This is a genomic window from Shewanella sp. ISS20 (assembly GCF_056522965.1).
In genome coordinates this window covers 2,923,071-2,940,468 of the sequence record NZ_JAWRZK010000001.1, presented here as the reverse complement: position 1 = coordinate 2,940,468, position 17,398 = coordinate 2,923,071, and the positions used below count along the sequence as shown (strand labels likewise).

The window sequence follows — 17,398 nt, the reverse complement described above, 5'->3', positions numbered from 1 at the left end:
TTATATCCTTTATTAACCCAGCCTCGAGTAATCACAGGTGCAATGCAACTCATCGCGCACCGCAGCCCTACTGAGGCAAATATTTAGCGTAAAATATCATGGATTAATTGCCAGCAAAAATCAGATTGTAGCCTTTGCCTACTAGCCCGCTAAATCATAGGTGCGAGCGACATCAATACAACAGCGCATTTGCTGCAGTAATTCCGCCCCAAGCACATCGACTAAGGATTGATCTTCATGCTTAGCCGCCAATTCAACTTGTTTGGCCAACTCAGATAACACCGGCATGGCAAGATTCGCCGCCACACCTTTGATGGTATGAGTGCAATTGCGCAGCGACGTAAAATCACAATGCTCAATACTGCGGCCAATGGTACCTTCATACTCTTGCATCTCTTGCACGAACATAGCTAACACTTCAGCCAGCAATTGCTTGTCGCCCGACATAGTCCTTAAGGCAGCGGCGCTATTAAACACTTCGCCCGCGGATTTCACACCCGCCACCGCACTTAATGGCGGTGGCAATTTACTATTCATAGGCAGCGCCTTATTTGGATTAACATCCATTACGCTATTGGCTTCAATCTGCATTAGCCAACGACTTAATACCAAAGAAATTTCTTTTTCTTGCAAAGGTTTAGACAGGTAATCATTCATGCCCGCTTCCGAGCAGCGCTCTTTATCGCCCTTCATGGCATTGGCGGTAATGGCGATAATTGGAATATGCTGCCATCTTTCGCCCACTTGCCCTGCCCGGATGGCGCGCGTGGTTTGATAGCCATCCATTTCTGGCATGAGGCAATCCATTAAAATCGCGGGGTAATCCGGGCAATCAGGTGAACTTAAATGAACTAATGCCTCAACACCGTTGTTACAATAATCCACGCTAATCCCAAATTTTTGCAGCATGCCAGTCACGACGATTTGATTAATCTTATTGTCTTCGACCAATAAAAGCTGGGTGCCATCACTATAAAAATCAGCATTTATCATGGAGTTACGAGTTTGATTATTACCAAGCCCAATAACATTCAGTAGCAGCATTAACGATAACGGCCGCGTTAAGGTTAAATAAGAGTCATCAATATTTTTAAGTAGCACTCGCTGCTGATGAGTAATGGCAATCACCACCGGCGGCGAATGCGCAGGCAAAGGCGCGGCAAAAGTGGTTATCAAGTCGTGCAATTGATTATCAGCGCGATGACTGTAATAGAAAATAGCTAAGGTATTATCGTCATGCGCCACTTGGTTAAGGTTTGGTGGCAAGGCGGCCATCTTAATGTCAGCGCCCCAAGTCTCAAACAAATCCACCAGTAAGCGCTCTTCATCACTAATATGACCAAAGAAGTGAATGACTTTACCTTGTAGTTGCGGTGGCCAGATGCCTTGCGGCTTGGCCTGCACGCCAAGCTCTAACTGAATTTTGAAGCAACTGCCCACCCCTTGTAAGCTTTCAAGACTAATGCTGCCGCCCATAAGCTCGCATAGTCGCTTAGCAATGGATAAGCCTAAACCTGTGCCACCAAAATGGCGCGTGGTCGTGCTATCTGCCTGAGTAAAAGGTGAGAACAGTGTGGCTTGCACTTGCTCGCTAATGCCTATGCCAGTGTCTTCGATACTGACTAATAGCTGCAATTTACCATCGCCCAGCGTATGGGTAGTCACATACACTTCAACCCAGCCCGCTTCAGTGAATTTAATGGCGTTGCCTATGATATTGGTTAGCACTTGCCGAATGCGATTAGGATCGCCCTCCATCCAGCGCACCCGTAACTGACCTATGTCATAAATCAGCTTAATGTGTTTATCTTCAGCCTTAAGCGACATCGACTGCAATACATCATCTAGCAGGCTCACAAAATCAAAAGCGATATGTTCAATATCAAACTTGCCTGACTCGATTTTAGAAAAATCCAAAATGTCGTTAATTAGCAATAACAAGGAGTCAGCACTATTGGTGGCAAGCGCGACATAGTGGCGCTGCTGCTCATTGAGCTCGCTTTCAGACAAGATGGCTAAAATACCTGTGACGCCATTCATGGGGGTGCGAATTTCATGGCTCATACAAGCCAAGAAATCAGATTTAGCCCGTGTGGCGGCTTCGGCCTTTTCGGTGGCATCGGATAATGCCCAGTTATTAAATTCTAACTCTTGGGCATAACGCTCAATTTTGATCTCGTTGAGCTTAATGTTGCTTAAGTTTTCGATACAGATAATCACGCCACACACTGCGTCTTGTTTATCTATATCGGGAATTAAACTTGCCTGAAAATACTCCTTACGCTGCAAGCGCTTAGAGAAACATTCAAACTCAAAAGTTTCAATGTTGCCGGCCATCGCCTTAGCAAAATAGGCACTCATGAGTCCAAGCTCATAGGGCGATAACACTTCACTTAACTGCCGACCAATCACTTGATCTAATTCAGATTCAAGCCACTGTAGATAATTGGCGTTAATGAATCTCACATGAAAATACTGATCTATATAGGCCATCTGAATAGGCAGTACTTTGGCAATATTATCGATATAGCGCCGCGAGCTTTCTAACTCTAATTCTTGCTGTAAACGCTTACCTATTACCTCGTTATACCCATTTACTAAAGATTCAAATTCATCATTGCTCGAAAACTTGATGGCGGCAGTGCCATGGTTATCAATAATTTGCTGACGAATAGAGGTTATTGGCCGAATGACAACTTTTTGCTGTATGTATAAATTCACCCCGAGCAATAGGGCAAAACCAAACAGTTGGATCATGATAAAGGTCAGCAATAAACCGCGATATAGCGCCTGTAACTCATGCAGATCATAATCTACATACACAACATAAGGGCGTAGACGCTGCTCTGTGGGGGATATCAAATGCAGTAATAAATACTGCTCAAGATGATCTATCTGCATCAGATCTACATCCGAAAACTGTTGTAATCCGATACTTGGGTTGTAGGAAATATCCTTAACGGCCAACGGTAATTTAAATTCTTCGCCCACATAGCGTAAGTGGTTATCGGCCAGAATTCGATGGGTTTTAGGGTCAATCAAGCTGAGTCGATTGATATTATCTTTCGAGGCTAAGGTTGCTACCACCCGCTGCATATTGGTGACCGAAGGATTGGCTTCCAAAGTTAAGTTTAACGTACCAATTAAGTCAGTTAACTCATGCGCCACTTGGCTGCGAATACGTTGTTTCATATCCGTAAGATATAAAATCGAAATAATAATACTGACGCAAATCGCACAGATAATAGTGGGTAAGTTCAACTTGTAGACAATATTGCGCTTTGGTCGAATCGCCAGCATCTCAGTCATTGATTACTATCCTAGTTAAAAATATTGTCCATATGCTTACAGTCAGATTCTATTGAGCCTATGTTATTGAGCGCCTGACATAAGGCCTTGCCCATAGCCTTGAGCTGCTGCTTGTTCTGTTTAATTTTTTGCTGTTCTGCCAAGGGTAATAAGGTCAATAATTTTAATGATTCCGCATAATCTTGAACGCTCACGCCTTCGCGTTTTGCCATAATCGCCATGGATTGTTCTGGGTATTGTTCCAGTTGTGCTAAGGATTTTTCCCACGCACTCTTAAGCAATGGTACTAAATCGGGATGATTCTTGATGCTAGCTTGCGAAAACGACACGACATCGATAATTTCACCGGGCACCTCTAGACTACTAAACAGCGGGTGCACGCCATCAATATTCATGGTTTTACCCATGAAAGGCGCATAAGTGACTACTGCATCAATTTTTCCGGTTTTCATCATGTCAAAGCTATCAGCTTGCTCGACATTGATAACATTAACATCAGCGAGCGACATGCCGTGTAGCGCCAGCGCTCGGCTTAAAATATAGATGCCAAGCACACCGACCTCGCAGCCGACTAACTTACCTTTCAAATCCTTCATTGAAGTGATTCCAGCTTGCCCCAAAATCACATCGCCACCACTGGAGTAATCGGTTAACAACACCACTTGTACCGGCTCGCCGCCAAGAGAGGCCACTTGCGCAGCTTCTATCATGGTACTGGCAAAACCTTCGGCATTCCCCATTAAATAAGCGCGCTGACTATCGGCTAAACTCATCACTTCCATCAACTCTATCTGCAAGTTTTCGCCGCGCAAAAAACCTTTTTCATGGGCGAGATACAGTAACTCGTACCCAGGCCAAGGATTAATGGCTAAAGTGACTTTTTCTGGTTCTTTAGCGCCGCATCCCAGCAAGCTAAAGACCAATATCCATAATAGCTTTTGCATTCCGTATTCCTTTACTTAGCCGTCGATGCGGCGTCATCTGCGCAAACCACCTGATTTTTACCATTAGCTTTCGCTTGATACACAGCCAAGTCAGCTTTTTTAAGTAAGTCGGCAAACACCATTAGCTCTTTAGTCGCAGTTGCTACCCCAAAACTGGCCGTCACTAATAAAGCGCCGGGATATGACTCAGCTAAAGCTAGCCTGATTTTTTCAGTTTTGGTGGCCGCTACTTCTAACGAACAATCCATTAAAATCACAAACTCTTCTCCACCAATGCGGGCGACTACATCTTCCTTACGGGTTAATTTACGCAATAATTCAGCAATACTTTTAAGCACAAAGTCGCCCATGTCGTGGCCGTAGGTGTCGTTAATGGCTTTAAAGTTATCCACATCGAACATAACGACAGACAAAGGTTCATCATGGCGCTTAAAACGAGCAATGCGTTGCAGCGCGCATTCTTCTAAAAAATAGCGATTAAATAGGCCGGTTAACGCATCGTGCAGCGCTAAGTACTGCAAGGTGTCTCGCTGTTTTTTAAGCTGGATATGAGTAGATACACGAGCTTTTACAATCGCTGGGCGAATAGGTTTAGTAATATAATCAACGGCGCCTAACTCTAAGCCGTATTGCTCGTCATCATCGGTATCTTTACCTGTGACAAATATGATGGGGATTTTTGAGGTATTGGGATCTTCTTTTAAATGGCGACACACTTGATAACCATCGAACTCAGGCATAACCACATCGAGCAAAATAAGATCGGGCTGCGGGTCAATATTCGCTAGCCGAATGCAATCATGGCCGCTATGCGCCACTCTTACATGGTATAACCCTTTTAAACACTGGCTCATAATGAGTTGATTCATTTTAATATCATCAACTATCAGCACAGTTTCAAGTTCATCCATAAGTGCATCCTGCCTTCACAACTCAAACCTAAAATTCGTCCTTTACCAAGTGTAGCAGCCAAAGCTTATAGTGAAAGCTTATGAATTTATAGATGAAAAAATCATCACGAATAAATTTGGCCTTGTTAGCGAAAGCTAACATTTACCTCAATAAACGAAAAAGCCGCAGCAAGGCTACGGCTTTTGTTTGTTCGGCGTTAGGCTCCATGAGCCCTTGGTTTAGGCCACTATCAGAGTCTTGAGTGTGTTAGTGCTACCAACCACATCCATAGCATCACCATGGGTAAGCAGTACTAAATCACCAGCTTGCAAATGACCGGTTTGCTTGAGCATATTAAGGGCACTAGTGGCGATATTGTCTGCTCCACAGCTCTTGGTATCAAAAGCAATTGGCATAACACCGCGGTACAGCGCCATTTTATTGAGTACGCCTTGCTGACGAGACAAGGCAAAAATCGGCAGATTAGAGTTAATGCGCGACATCAGCTTAGCTGTGCGTCCTGATTCAGTCAGGGCAACAATCGCCTTGATACCGTCTAAATGGTTAGCGGCATACATGGTCGACAGCGCAATGGTTTCTTCTGTGGAGTTTGAGCGAATGTTCAGGCGATGGCCTGACAACTGAATGCTTGGATGCTCTTCTGCACCAAGACATACACTGGCCATGGCTTTTACTGTTTCTTCTGGGAAATCACCCGCGGCAGTTTCAGCCGATAGCATCACAGCATCAGTACCATCTAGCACGGCATTAGCCACATCCATGACTTCGGCGCGAGTTGGCATTGGGCTGGTGATCATTGATTCCATCATCTGAGTGGCAGTGATCACGACTTTATTCAATTGACGACTGCGACGGATAAGGCTCTTTTGCACAGCAACCAACGCAGCATCACCAATCTCAACCCCCAAATCGCCGCGAGCTACCATGATAACGTCACTGGCGTGGATAATATCATCCATAGCCGCTTCACATTGTACTGTCTCAGCGCGCTCAACCTTAGCAATGATTAAGGCATTACAACCAGCTTCTGTCGCCAATTGGCGAGCGTATTCAATATCGGCACCTGAGCGCGGGAAAGATACCGCCAGATAATCCACACCGATTTTAGCGGCTGTGATTATGTCGGCTTTATCTTTGTCGGTCAGAGCCGCAGCAGACAGACCACCGCCTTTCTTGTTGATGCCTTTGTTGTTAGACAGCACGCCAGCAACAGTCACTTTAGTATGAATTTTAGCGCCATCAATGGCTGATACTTGCAACTGCACGCGGCCGTCATCCAGCATCAAAATATCGCCAACTATTACGTCTTGTGGCAGTGATTTGTAATCGATACCTACGGCAACTTGATTACCTTCACCTTTGGCCATTTCGGCATCTAACGTAAAGCTATCATCGATATTCAGTTTGATTTTCTGATCATCTTTAAAGGTAGAAACGCGGATTTTAGGGCCTTGCAAGTCACCCAAAATTGCCACGTTTTTGTTGAGTAACTTGGCGATTTCTCTCACCTTTTCTGCGCGGGCTAGATGATCTTCTGCTGAGCCGTGAGAAAAGTTCAGACGCACTACGTTGGCACCTGCGGCAATAATGCGCTTAAGGTTATCATCTTTATCCGTTGCTGGGCCTAAGGTGGTTACTATCTTGGTTCTACGAAACATATTGATTTCCAAATTTCTGATGTCTGTGTCATGTGGCACTGCTTGCCAATGTTTAAGCCTGATGGGGTTTGGGAAATCTTTTAATCAGACTCGCTCAAACCCTTGGGCTTAGTAGTCGGGGCTATTACTGACCTTTAATTTCAGTCAAACCGCGATAAGGCGCCTTTTCACCTAACTGCTCTTCGATACGCAGCAGTTGGTTGTATTTGGCTACGCGATCAGAGCGGCACAGTGAGCCAGTCTTGATTTGGCCAGCCGCAGTACCTACTGCAAGGTCAGCAATAGTGGCATCTTCAGTTTCACCCGAGCGATGGGAAATCACGACTGTGTAACCGGCCTCTTTCGCCATACGGATAGCGGCTAAGGTTTCAGTCAAAGAGCCAATCTGGTTGAACTTAATCAGAATCGAGTTAGCAATATGATTCTCGATACCGCGGTTTAAGATCTTAGTGTTAGTCACGAACAAGTCATCACCCACCAGTTGAATTTTATCGCCCATGATTTGAGTCTGGTAGGCCCAGCCATCCCAGTCAGACTCATCTAAACCATCTTCAATAGAGACAATTGGGTACTGCTCGGTCAGTGATTGAAGGAAATCTGAAAACTCGTTAGCGCTGAACTCTTTGCCTTCACCAGATAACTTATATTTGCCTTCTTTGTAGAATTCAGAGGCCGCGCAGTCGAGCGCCAACGTCACATCTTTACCCAGCTCATAACCTGCCGCAGCAACCGCTTCTTTAATCACGGCCAGTGCCTCAGCGTTAGAAGACAGGTTAGGCGCAAAACCGCCTTCGTCACCCACTGAGGTGCTCAAGCCTTTGGCTGACAGCACTTGCTTTAAGTGATGGAAGATTTCGGCGCCCATACGTAAAGCTTCACGGAAGCTCTTAGCTCCCACAGGCTGAACCATAAACTCTTGAATATCTACGTTATTATCAGCGTGCTCACCGCCGTTTAGAATATTCATCATAGGAACTGGCATGCTGTACTGACCCGCAGTGCCATTGAGCTCAGCGATATGAGCATACAGTGGCATGCCCTTGGCAGCCGCAGCGGCTTTGGCAGCGGCCAGAGACACGGCCAAAATAGCGTTAGCGCCCAGCTTGTCTTTGTTGTCGGTACCATCAAGGGCGATCATTATGCCATCAAGCTCAGCTTGAGCTGTGGCGTCTTTACCCAGCAAGGCCGCGCGGATTGGACCATTGATGTTAGCCACGGCCTTTAATACGCCTTTGCCTAAATAACGACTCTTATCGCCGTCACGCAGTTCCAGCGCTTCGCGGCTACCAGTAGAGGCGCCCGATGGCGCGGCCGCCATACCAATAAAACCACCTTCTAAGTGTACTTCGGCCTCTACGGTTGGATTACCGCGGGAATCCATGATTTCACGAGCTTTAATTTGAATTATTTTTTTCATTTTGATTATTCTTATTAACTGTTAAATATGAAATTTGTTGGCTCTGAGACTAGCTTAGGTCTCAGCATTTGAACTGATATACAGCCGCGACATTACGGGCAGTCAATTCAACATTAAATTCTGCTTCTTTGAGCGCCTCTTCCAGCGATACCGAGCGAGATACCACGGCAAACACAGCGTCTATGCCATGGTCGTGCACTACGGCGCAGTCTTGGCTCAAACAGCCTGAAATACCGATAACAGGCAGATTAAATTGCTTGGCACAACGTGCTACGCCAATGGGTGTTTTACCGTGAATGGTTTGGCTATCGATGCGACCCTCACCTGTGATGACCAGATCTGCGTCTTGCAAATGGGCTTTCAGGTTGACGGCGTCCATCACGATTTCAATGCCTGGGCGCAGATTGGCCTTAAGTAAACCAATTAATGCAGCGCCCATACCACCCGCGGCGCCCGCTCCTGCCACATGATTCACTTCAACATCAAGCTGCTTAGCAATCACCTCGGCATAGTGGCCAAGATTGCTATCAAGCTCTGCCACCATGTCTGGCGTTGCGCCTTTTTGCGGGCCAAACACCTGCGACGCGCCTTTAGGGCCACACAGTGGGTTATCAACATCACAAGCAACTTCAATAGTGACTTCAGCCAAACGTGGGTCGAGCTTAGCGATATTGATGCTCGCAAGTTTCGCTAATTCTCCACCGCCAAAGCCTAGCTCTGTGCCAGCAGCATCAGTCAGACTGATACCGAGTGCCTGCGCCATACCTATGCCGCCATCATTGGTGGCGCTGCCGCCAATACCGATAATGATGTGAGACACACCTTTGTCCAGCGCAGCTTTAATCAGCTCTCCAGTACCAAAGGTGGTAGTGATCAGTGGATTGCGCTGGGCGCTTGGCACCAGATGCAGACCCGAGGCCGCAGCCATTTCAATAATGGCAGTCTGCTTACCGCCCTGCTCACCTGTGATACCAAAGAAAGCATCAACTGGAGTACCAAGTGGGCCAGTAACCTTGCAGTTGAACAATTCACCGCCAGTGGCATCAATCAGCGACTGCACTGTACCTTCACCACCATCAGCCATAGGCAACTTGATGTACTGCGCATCAGGCATAACTTTTTTAAAACCATTCTCAATGGCTTGAGCCACTTCCATCGCGGTCAGGCTTTCTTTGTAAGAATCAGGAGCAATTACAATTTTCATTATTTATTACCTTAGAAAGTGAATCCGAACACGCCGAACATCATGGTGGATACGAAGGCGATCATCAGACCAACCGCGGTTTCATAAGGGATCAGTTTCAGTCGTTCACTCATTTGCATATTCACTGAACCGCCAGTGGCATGGAAGAAGCTGCCGTGTGGCATATGGTCAAACACTGTGGCACCGGCGTGGATCATGGCAGCACCAGCCAGCGCAGGAACGCCCAGCTCAAGAATAGTTTGACTAAATACGCTAGAAGCAACGGCGGTGCCTGCTGTGGTCGAGGCTGTTGCCAGTGACATCATGGCGCCTGATATCGGAGCCAGTAAGTAAGAAGGCAAGCCTGAAGCGGTAAGGCCATCAATAAGACCTGACTTAAGGCCAGAGTTAGCGATAATGCCCGCCAAAGTACCAGTACCCAGCAACATCACGGCCACAGGTGCCATACGGCTCAGGCCAGAGATGGCAAATCGGTTGATTTCTTTATAGCGCTTCATCGCTATGGCGCCAGCTAAACCACCTAAAGGCAGTGCCAGCAGAGGATCAATGGCGATACCGGCGATAGGTCTTAACGACAGTAAGGTTATGGCAACAAGAGGGGCAACAATGGCGGCGCCAAAGCTTGGTAACAGATGAGTATCAACGCTAACCAGTTCATGGGCTTCTACTTTGCTGCCTTTATTAACCAGTTTTTTGGCAATGAAGTAAGCAAATAACATACCGCACAGCCCAGGGATAATACCTGCAGCCATAACACTGGTCAGTGGCACGTTAAAGGCATCAGCAGCGGCGATAGAATTAGGATTAGGAGACATGACATTACCGGCTTTACCTCCACCCACCATGGCCAACAAAATCGCCATTTTGGAAATATCAGTGCGATGAGCAATAGCCAGAGCAATAGGCGCTACAGTAATAACGGCAACGTCAACAAACACGCCGACGGCGGTGAGGATCATGGTTGCCAGTGCCAGCGCGAATAAGGCGCGGGTTTCACCGATTTTTTTAATGATGGATTCGGCAATCGCAGTCGCGGCGCCAGATTCAATCAGCACGCCAGCTAATACACCTGCGGCCAAAATACGAAGCACGGCAGTAACTATGCCCTGCGCGCCACCTATCATAAGTGACACTGTCTCTGTTAATGACACGCCACCGACGATACCGCCAACTAATGCGCCCAGCATCATACCGTATGCCGGCGGCACCTTTTTTAAAATAAGAAAAATAGCTACAAGCAACGCCACCAGCGCGCCGAGCATGGAAACTTCCACCACAATATATTCTCCGACTGAATAATGTCGGGGAGTAATTTAACAATATTAAATTTTTAAGTCTTTGTGTACATGGTGGAAAGCAAACCAATAAAAATCGCGATTTTTTGTGCACATGTACAAATTAAAAATTAGCCCCTTCATGGGCTTGCAGTGACATATACAGATGCACACTGGCATCAAAGTCAAAAATATTAAGATTGGTGATTTCGCATATCCGCTCGAGTCGGTAACGAATGGTATTGCGGTGCAATGCCATGGCATCACAGGTCGCATTAATATTGCAGTTTTGCTTGTAGTAAGTCTTGAGGGTATCAATTAACAAGCCTTTCTTATCCTGCACCTTGAGTAACTCATAAGGTTTGAGAATGCGATCGGAATGCCACTTAATATTTTTAAGGTAATGCAAACTGATGGGGATCATGGCTTCATTATAAAAATGAAATTCATTGCCATTATTGCTTGTGGAGTTCTCATTAACCTCCATGGTGGCTTTTGCCGACAAATATGAGAGGCTTAATCCATTGATATTTGGATAGTAATCACCGAGATAGATTTTTGCGGCATATTTTTTATCATCTTCAATCCGGGAAAATAGCGCTTTAATTCTTGTCAATTCATGCTCTTTTGACCAAGAGTCATGAAGGAGTTTGACGGGTTTTAGCACTACGACTTCTCTTCGAGTCACAGATTTAATGGCAACTATATTGTCGCGCTCTGGATTCTCTAACAGGTACACCAAACGAATAAGGTGATCGGACGTGATCTGATGGCCATTTTTAGGGAATAATTTAATGATGGTGGCAATTCTGGGTTGTCTGAGATCCAGTTTTAATCTTTCAGCTATGTCGGTTAATTGCTCTTCATAAAAACCGTCACCATTGATCAATTGAAACACCAATTCTTCTCTATGGCGCCTGTCCCACTGCACATGCGACATAGCTTCGGCTTGCTCAATGATGAGCTCAGCAATGGATTTTACCAATGGCACTTGCTCACGAATGTCATTGGGATTGCCGGAGATCCCAACAATCCCCACAGGATTATTGCCATAGAAAATCGGCACATTAATACCGGGTTTTACGCCTTTAAGCTGATTGGCGATGTTGTCATTAATTTCAACCATACGGCAATCATTAAACGCCAGTTGGGCACCTTCATGAATATCATTAATCCGCGAAGCATCCCCCGAACCTATGATAATGCCGTTGGCATCAAACACATTGATTGAGTAGTTGAGCGCACTCATTACGCGCTCAACTATTTTCTGGGCAATACTCTTGGATAACATAATGTCCCTTAATGAAATGCTCGCCAATAATTGAGTGCTAAAGCTATAAGCGCTAAACCATCACACCTATAAGCCTTTAACTCAAGCAATTAGCTATACAGCTTCGCCGGCGGCATAGCCACTTGACCACGCCCATTGGAAGTTATAACCCCCAAGCCAACCGCTTACATCAACCACTTCACCAATAAAGAATAATCCGGCCTGACGCTTAGCTTCCATGGTTTTGGAAGATAGCTCGTCGGTATCTACGCCGCCTAAAGTGACTTCGGCGGTGCGATAACCTTCGGTGCCATTGGGCGCAATGCGCCATTGATGCAGATACTCGCCTAACTGCTGAATTTCGCTTTTGCTTAATTGGTTAACTGGCTTGTCTGGTAACTCACCCAGTTCCACTAATCTCTCCACCAAACGCTTAGGTAATAAGCGACTTAGTGCATTCTTGAAAGACAATTTTGGTGATTCTTGGGTGATTGTATTTAGCCACTGTACAAAGTCGTGTTCTGGCAGCAAGTTGACGGTAACGGCTTGTCCCGGTTGCCAGTAAGATGAGATTTGTAATACCGCAGGTCCACTCAAGCCTCTATGGGTAAATAGCATGGCTTCTTTAAAACTTTGACCGCACTCGGCAGTAATCACTACGGGTAAGGCAATACCTGACAGCTCTTCATATTTAGCTTTATCATCTGGCTGCAAAGTAAAAGGCACTAAGGCGGCCGTAGTCGGCAATACTTGCAAACCAAATTGCTCCGCAACTTTATAACCATAAGGGGTGGCGCCAAGTTTTGGCATAGATAAGCCGCCTGTCGCTATAACTAACGACTGACAACTAAAGGCACCCGCTGAGGTTGCTAAGCAATACTCGCCATCGGCATTCGTGGTAATGGCATTGATATCAGTGCGCAGCTGCGTTGTTACCCCAGCCCATTCACACTCTGTCGTTAGCATAGTGACTATGTCTTTCGCTGACTCATCACAAAACAGTTGACCTAAGGTTTTTTCATGAAAACTAATGCCATGACGCTCAACCATAGCGATAAAATCAAACTGACTAAAACGCGCCAAGGCGGATTTAACAAAGTGCGGGTTAGCACATAAGTAGGCATTAGCATCGGTATGATAGTTAGTGAAATTACAGCGCCCGCCACCACTAATGAGGATTTTTCGTCCGGGCTGCTTAGCGTTGTCGACTAACAACACCTTGCGGCCTCGATAGCCAGCCGTAAGTGCACACATCAAGCCAGCGGCGCCGGCGCCTATGATGATGACATCGAATTGGGTTTGTGACATAACAAGTCTCATTTTGGTACGGGTACCGCAGCATGGCTGGAAAGGTACTTAGGATAAATACTATTTGACCTAAATGGCCAAGCACAGGTGAATGACGGGATTTAGGCGATAACGGCAATAAAAAAGGATGCCATTTTAGCATCCTTTAATGGGGCGTCTATCGCTCAAACTTTGCGACTTGAGGTTTCAGACTTACGCTCACGCGCTAATAACCCTGCGGCAGCATCAAATGGTGATTTACCTTCATACAATACTTGGTAGATTTGCTCAGTAATTGGCATTTCCACCCCTAAGCGCAGGGCTAAGGTGTGTACTTCTTTGGTATTTCGGTAACCTTCGACCACTTGGCCAATCTCTTTCTGAGCCGAATCAACATCTTGACCTTTGCCTAAGGCTAAGCCAAAACGACGATTACGTGATTGGTTATCGGTACAAGTTAATACCAGATCGCCTAAGCCAGCCATACCCATAAAGGTATCAGCCTGCGCGCCTAACGCCTCACCCAAGCGAGTCAGTTCAACTAAACCGCGAGTGATTAATGCTGTGCGAGCATTGGCACCAAAACCAATACCATCGGACATGCCAGCGCCAATGGCGATAACATTCTTAACCGCACCACCTAACTGCAGACCAATAAAATCATCATTGCCATACACGCGTAAACGCTTAGGGCTATGCAGTAATTCAATCAAGTCTTGAGTAAAGTGAGTATCAGTGCCAGCAACCGAAATAGCTGTCGGTAAACCGGCGGCTAATTCTTTAGCAAAGGTTGGGCCTGACAATACCGCTAATGGATAGATATCACCTAACACATCGTGGGCCACATCTTGCAATAACCGACCGGTTTCAGGCTCTAAGCCTTTGGTCGCCCATACAATCCGGCTATCTTGTCGCAATAATGGCTTAGCTTGCGCCAATACCAAGCCAAACACATGGCTAGGAACGACCACCAATACATTGCGACTAGCACTCAGCGCCTTAGCAAGTGAAGCTTCTGGCTGCAATAACTCAGGTAAAGCGATACCTGGCAAGAATTCACGATTCTCCCGATCACGTTGCAGTTCAGCAATATGTTCAGGCTCATGACCCCAGAGTAAGGTCTTATGGCCATTGCTGGCTAAAGAAATGGCAAGGGCGGTGCCATATGAGCCCGCCCCCAACACCGTAATATCGGCAGTGTCTTTCATAAATAATTAAGCGTTAGCTTCTTCAGTAGTTGCTGGTGCAGCTTGAGCCTGACGTTGCTGTACATATTGAGCAAACAGGGCATCAAAGTTAACTGGCGCTAAGTTCAGCTGTGGGAAAGTACCACGAGCAACCAAGCTGCCAACTAATTCACGAGCATATGGGAAAAGGATGTTAGGGCAATAAGCGCCCAGTGAATGCGCTAATTGTGGCTCAGTTAAACCAGACACTGAGAAAATACCGGCTTGCTGCACTTCACACAGGAAAGCGGTTTCATCACCGTTAGTGGCGGTTACCGTCAGAGATAAAATAACTTCAAACACATCATCAGCTAACTTGTTGCTGCGAGTATCTAAATCGAGTTTAACTTCTGGTTGCCATTCTTTTTGGAAGACATTTGGGCTATTAGGAGTTTCAAACGATACGTCTTTAGTAAAGATGCGTTGAATTTGAAATTGTGGGGCTTGTTGTTCGTTATTGATTGCTTCAGCCATGACTCGATTTATCCTATCAATGTGTTTCCGGTATATTACATACCTTGGGTTTAATGATAATAACTGAGTTCCAATGGTGGAAACTCAGAACCATCCCAGGTTTTTCACTATCGGCTCCCCCGATTAGGATGAAGCCGAACGGAGATAATGATTAGCGTTTGCTCTTTTGGACAGGTAAGTTAGCGGCTTGCCACTCACCCATGCCACCTTTCAGGTTAAATACTTGCTCGAAGCCTTGCTTTGACAGCAACTGAGCAGCCTGTGTTGATGTCATGCCTGCGCTACACACTATTACAATGGGGCTTGTTTTAAGATTTTCAAGACTGGTGGCTTGGTTATTTTTGATGTCAGCCATAGGAACGTTCATAGCTCCAGCAATATGGCCTTTCTTGAAATCTTCTTTACCACGAACATCGATGACTTTGGCGTCTTCACGATTAATCATCATAGTTAATTCGTGATTGTTGACGTTCTTGACCTTAGACAGGCTAGATTTCACCATAGTTACCAAAACAGCAATAAATAAACCCACCCATGCCACACTTAACATTGGGTTTGCTTTCAAAAATTCGATGTACTCTTGCATCTGTCTCTGCCTGTTGTATCAGCTAATTGGAATTATCTGGTCGCAGAGTATATACCCAAGCGCCCCTCGCTGGCGAGTTTAGGACAACATTTCCCGTCACAGAACCCAGTTGCAACGCAGGCGCAGCCATTAGTAACTAAATGGTGGCAAACACTGAGCCAAATAACCATTAACCTCGATGAAAGCACCGATAACACTAATCGAACAACTTCCCTTTGTCACAGCCCGCTTAAGTAGTAAGATTCATACAGTTTCGATTTCTATTTTCATAATTCTAAGGGAATCTTTATGTCTGCAGCAAAACGCCCTCTGGCGCTGATTATTCTTGATGGCTGGGGTCATCGCGACAGCGAGCACATGAATGCCGTGCATCATGCGCATACTCCTGTACTGGATAAACTCTACCAACAGTACCCTAATAGCCTTATTTCAGGTTCAGGTTTGGATGTCGGTTTACCCGATGGCCAAATGGGTAACTCAGAGGTAGGTCATATCAATATCGGCTCTGGCCGCGTGGTTTATCAAGAATTAACGCGGATCACTAAAGCGATAGAAGATAACGAATTTGAACAAAATCCAGTACTTTGCCAAGCCATTGATGCCGCCATTGCGGCTAACGGCGCAGTACACATCATGGGATTATTATCGCCAGGCGGCGTACATAGCCATCAAGACCATATTGATGCCATGTGTAGAATGGCCGTCAGTCGCGGCGCCACTCAAGTGTATTTACATGCCTTTTTAGATGGCCGCGATACCCCGCCACGCAGCGCTAAAGCGAATTTAGCTCACTTTGAAACCCTATTTAGCACCTTAGGCACAGGCAAAGTAGCCTCTATCATTGGCCGTTACTTTGCTATGGATAGAGACAATCGCTGGGATAGAGTGTCTAAAGCCTATGAGTTAATCGCCGCAGGCTGCGCGCAATACCATTACGCCAATAGCTTAGACGCGCTTGATGCGGCCTATGCTCGTGATGAGAATGATGAGTTTGTAGCAGCCTCAGCCATGGTTGATAGCCAAAGCCAAGCCGCGAAATTACAAGATAATGACGCGCTGATCTTTATGAATTTCCGCGCCGACCGCGCTCGTCAAATTAGCCGCTCATTTATTAATGCTGATTTCGATGGCTTTGAGCGTTCAGTACATCCCGATGTTAATTTTGTGATGCTGACTGAATATGCCGCCGATATCCAAGCCGCCATTGCTTTCTCATCCACAGATTTAGTCAATACTTTAGGTGAAACCCTGCAAAACCAAGGGTTAACTCAGCTACGAATTTCTGAAACTGAAAAGTATGCTCATGTGACCTTCTTCTTCAATGGCGGCAAAGAAGAGAACTTTGTCGGTGAAGACAGAATTCTGATTAACTCGCCTAACGTCGCGACTTATAACTTAAAGCCTGAAATGAGCTCGGCCGAACTCACAGACAAATTAGTGGAAGCAATTGAATCCACTAAGTATGATGTCATCATCTGTAATTACCCTAATGGCGATATGGTTGGCCATACTGGTGTTTTTGAGGCGGCTGTAAGCGCCTGTGAAGCGGTTGATGCTTGTATTGGTCGAGTCGTCGATGCCCTGCAAAAAGTGGGCGGCGAATGTATTATTACTGCCGATCACGGTAATGCTGAGCAAATGGTGGATGAAACCACAGGCCAAGCACACACTGCCCATACCAGCGAATTGGTGCCTTTTATTTATGTTGGTCGTGATGCCAATATCGATGCTGGCGGCCGTTTAAGTGATATAGCGCCAACCATGTTACAGTTGTTAGGACAAGCCATTCCAGCAGAAATGACTGGTAAGCCATTGATCCATTTAACTGAGTAACGCT

13 protein-coding genes are annotated in these 17,398 nt (G+C 46.0%); 1 reads left to right on the top strand and 12 read right to left on the bottom strand.

Translation table 11 applies throughout. From position 1 onward, the window contains the following. Window positions 1-141: 141 nt before the first annotated feature. The 12 genes from AC1HDP_RS13395 to AC1HDP_RS13340 form a co-directional block, all read right to left on the bottom strand. Entirely contained in the window at window positions 142-3,309 is a 3,168-nt protein-coding gene (locus tag AC1HDP_RS13395) for a hybrid sensor histidine kinase/response regulator (RefSeq protein WP_479639110.1), read from the bottom strand. 11 nt (window positions 3,310-3,320) lie between these two features. After that, complete coding sequence (locus AC1HDP_RS13390; RefSeq protein ID WP_479639109.1) at window positions 3,321-4,253, bottom strand: ABC transporter substrate-binding protein; 933 nt, start codon at window positions 4,251-4,253, stop codon at window positions 3,321-3,323. Window positions 4,254-4,264: 11 nt separating this feature from the next. After that, window positions 4,265-5,164, bottom strand: coding sequence for a GGDEF domain-containing response regulator (locus AC1HDP_RS13385; protein ID WP_479639108.1), 900 nt, complete (start codon window positions 5,162-5,164; stop codon window positions 4,265-4,267). Window positions 5,165-5,383: 219 nt separating this feature from the next. After that, entirely contained in the window at window positions 5,384-6,823 is a 1,440-nt protein-coding gene (gene pyk, locus AC1HDP_RS13380; RefSeq protein WP_479639107.1) for a pyruvate kinase, read from the bottom strand. A gap of 124 nt (window positions 6,824-6,947) precedes the next feature. Further along, entirely contained in the window at window positions 6,948-8,240 is a 1,293-nt protein-coding gene (eno, locus tag AC1HDP_RS13375; protein WP_479639106.1) for a phosphopyruvate hydratase, read from the bottom strand. Between the two features lie 61 nt (window positions 8,241-8,301). Beyond that, window positions 8,302-9,444, bottom strand: a complete 1,143-nt coding sequence (locus AC1HDP_RS13370) for a glycerate kinase (protein WP_140930241.1) — start codon at window positions 9,442-9,444, stop codon at window positions 8,302-8,304. Window positions 9,445-9,455: 11 nt separating this feature from the next. Further along, a complete protein-coding gene (locus tag AC1HDP_RS13365; RefSeq protein WP_140930240.1) occupies window positions 9,456-10,721 on the bottom strand; it encodes a GntP family permease in 1,266 nt (421 codons plus the stop codon). Window positions 10,722-10,842: 121 nt separating this feature from the next. Further along, entirely contained in the window at window positions 10,843-12,009 is a 1,167-nt protein-coding gene (locus AC1HDP_RS13360; protein WP_479639105.1) for a sugar diacid recognition domain-containing protein, read from the bottom strand. A gap of 93 nt (window positions 12,010-12,102) precedes the next feature. Continuing rightward, on the bottom strand, window positions 12,103-13,296 hold the full coding sequence (locus tag AC1HDP_RS13355; RefSeq protein ID WP_479639104.1) for a BaiN/RdsA family NAD(P)/FAD-dependent oxidoreductase: 1,194 nt from the start codon (window positions 13,294-13,296) through the stop codon (window positions 12,103-12,105). A 164-nt stretch (window positions 13,297-13,460) separates the two neighbouring features. Continuing rightward, window positions 13,461-14,483 carry an NAD(P)H-dependent glycerol-3-phosphate dehydrogenase gene (gene gpsA / locus AC1HDP_RS13350; protein WP_479639103.1) on the bottom strand — a complete coding sequence of 341 codons (1,023 nt, stop codon included), beginning with the start codon at window positions 14,481-14,483 and terminating at the stop codon, window positions 13,461-13,463. Between the two features lie 6 nt (window positions 14,484-14,489). Beyond that, window positions 14,490-14,975 carry a protein-export chaperone SecB gene (gene secB, locus AC1HDP_RS13345; RefSeq protein ID WP_140930237.1) on the bottom strand — a complete coding sequence of 162 codons (486 nt, stop codon included), beginning with the start codon at window positions 14,973-14,975 and terminating at the stop codon, window positions 14,490-14,492. 151 nt (window positions 14,976-15,126) lie between these two features. Then, window positions 15,127-15,561 carry a rhodanese-like domain-containing protein gene (locus AC1HDP_RS13340; RefSeq protein WP_479639102.1) on the bottom strand — a complete coding sequence of 145 codons (435 nt, stop codon included), beginning with the start codon at window positions 15,559-15,561 and terminating at the stop codon, window positions 15,127-15,129. A gap of 288 nt (window positions 15,562-15,849) precedes the next feature. Between AC1HDP_RS13340 and gpmM the strand changes: the two genes are divergently transcribed. Further along, the gene (gene gpmM, locus AC1HDP_RS13335) at window positions 15,850-17,394 is read left to right on the top strand and encodes a 2,3-bisphosphoglycerate-independent phosphoglycerate mutase (RefSeq protein ID WP_479639101.1); all 1,545 of its coding nucleotides are present in this window, start codon (window positions 15,850-15,852) and stop codon (window positions 17,392-17,394) included. Window positions 17,395-17,398 lie beyond the last annotated feature (4 nt).